This window comes from Staphylococcus sp. HMSC068G11 (assembly GCF_001815825.1).
In the GTDB taxonomy this organism is placed as follows: Bacteria; Bacillota; Bacilli; order Staphylococcales; family Staphylococcaceae; genus Staphylococcus; species Staphylococcus epidermidis.
The window spans coordinates 1-2,252 of record NZ_KV822084.1; the positions used below are offsets into that span (position 1 = coordinate 1).

The 2,252-nt window shown below is 27.4% G+C and carries 2 protein-coding genes and 2 pseudogenes; 1 reads left to right on the forward strand and 3 read right to left on the reverse strand.

What is annotated here, in order from left to right:
• Positions 1 to 54: 54 nt before the first annotated feature.
• On the forward strand, positions 55 to 1,026 hold the full coding sequence (locus HMPREF3058_RS06115) for a hypothetical protein (RefSeq protein WP_002499392.1): 972 nt from the start codon (positions 55 to 57) through the stop codon (positions 1,024 to 1,026).
• A gap of 82 nt (positions 1,027 to 1,108) precedes the next feature.
• Here HMPREF3058_RS06115 and HMPREF3058_RS06120 read toward each other — a convergent pair.
• The 3 genes and pseudogenes from HMPREF3058_RS06120 to HMPREF3058_RS06130 form a co-directional block, all read right to left on the reverse strand.
• Positions 1,109 to 1,506 (reverse strand): annotated as a pseudogene (locus tag HMPREF3058_RS06120) (helix-turn-helix domain-containing protein); the annotation flags it as partial.
• A gap of 228 nt (positions 1,507 to 1,734) precedes the next feature.
• Positions 1,735 to 1,970: pseudogene (locus tag HMPREF3058_RS12410) on the reverse strand (IS5/IS1182 family transposase); the annotation flags it as partial.
• A 57-nt stretch (positions 1,971 to 2,027) separates the two neighbouring features.
• The coding region (locus HMPREF3058_RS06130; RefSeq protein WP_141755965.1) for a GNAT family N-acetyltransferase at positions 2,028 to 2,252 on the reverse strand (225 nt) is incomplete at its 5' end.

A 2,252-nucleotide genomic window follows, 5' to 3' on the forward strand; every position in this document is an offset into this window, starting at 1 on the left:
TATACTATAAATTCAACTTTGCAACAGAACCATAAATGTAATGGAGAGGATAATATGAAAGAATTAGAAAAAATACTTGAAGATCCAAAGGTGTCAGAAGATGTAAAAAGAACAGTGCAATCAATGAATAAAGATGGTATGCAATTATTAAATGATTACTATGATGAAAATTCTAATTTTTATCAACGAGCTCAACCTGAGCTTATTGCAAATAAATTCTATGCAGATCCAAGTAAAATTAAAAATTTATATCATTATACTACCTATGAAGCATTTGAAAAAATTCTATCTTCATCTACTTTTTTAATTGGATCAATTCACTATATGAATGATGATAAAGAAATTAAATATGTATATGAGTTAATGAAAAAGGAATTGAAATTATTGGAGGCACCTAATGATATAATCCTCAAATTAGAAGAATTAAATACTATTTTGCCAGATGATGTATATGTTTGGTCTTTTAGTGAAAATGATTATTCACAAGCGTTATCAAATTATGGTGATATTGCGCTAGGATTTGATAGTCAGGGAATAATGGAGCAACTTGCAAGTTATTACTCAAAGGGCAAGAAAACACTTGATGAATATACAGTTGGTAATGCATATGTTTTTCCTGTAAAAGTGGAATATGATTATGAAGTACAGTCTAAATATATTAAAGCTTTAGCTCATGCTTGGTTGGTCGCTCATGATAATTTTAAATATGACCCTGATGATATGGAAGTAATAATAGGGAGTATAGTACAAGCACTGCATTTCTTTTCATTAGTGTTCAAAAATCCGTATTTAAGACAAGAAGAAGAAATTAGATACATTATTTTCAACATTAATGAGGATAATCTATTAAAGCCTGAATTGTATATGAATAGTAAACCATTCACAACTTGTAGATTAACACATGAAATGTTAAAAGAAGTAATCATTAATCCTAAAAGTCAAAAAAATTTAAACGATGTAAGCACAATGCTTAATAGGGAAGGTTTTACTAGAACTTCAGTCAATATGAGTAAATTACCTTACTAATGTATTAATTATAAGTAATTAAAAGGGAAAGTTTAGAATCCATGTTATATTTTATTTCTAAACGGTTTATTTTTTCACCTATAAAATTGGGTTTTGGAATATATATAACTTCTAAAATTAGATTTATGTTATATCTTGACTTCAATTCTTTTACTAACTCAATAACTATTTCTGGTACCACTTCCTTTCCAATGCCTTGTACTTTTTTAAAATATCCAATTCTATATCTTTTCTCTTATTTTCTAATTTTAATTGTTCTACTTCTGACAGCTCTTCTAATCCTTTACCGTAGGTATATTGTTTACCAACTTGTTGTGAAAATCTATAACTTTCCCCATTTCGATACCATCGCCACCAAGTTTTCACTTGTGTTCTATTTCTAATATTTAATTCTTCCATAATTTCTTTTGTTGAAAATCCTGCTGTTTTCATTTCAACAGCTTTATACTTTGTTTCTACTGAATAAGCAACTCTTTTCATAGAAAAAACACCTCCGCATGATTCATTTTAATATGAATTCAACGAAAGTGTTTTATATAATTCCCACTAATTGGGGTCAGTCTAAAATTAAAATTGATAACTTTTTTAATAAAATAGATACACTAATTTTAAAACAAGGTAAAAAAATAGAATTATTAAAACAACGCAAACAAGGCTTACTACAAAAAATGTTTGTGTAATTCTGATAACGTCCTATTATGTAAAGTGTTAAATAGAGGTAATATTATGAAAGCGAGTCCGGGACATAAAGTTTCGGGATGAATAAAAAAGACAATTTTTATTGAAATAGTATAGAAATTGTCTTTTTTATAAATTTTTTGATTATTTTCAGCTGATTGAGCTGCTACTTTTCTTATATTGAGTGCCATTCATACACATCCAAATTCTCTTTTAACTTTATTTATTCCTCTTACGGACATTCGAGTGAAGCCCATTTTAATTTTAGTAGAAGTAATTTAGGTTTGAACCTACATAAGTGAATATATGAGTGATTTTTTATACTACAAAATATATTCAGATTTCAATAATGACATAAAATAGGCATCTTTATATTTACCTTTAGTATAGAATTGCTCTTTGAGTAATCCTTCTGTTTTAAATCCTTGTGACTCGTATATATGAATAGCTTTTTTGTTATCTGCATCAACATATAGATAGATCTTGTGCATATTTAAAATATTGAATGCATAAATTATCGCTTTTTCGAATGCGAATTTTGCATAACC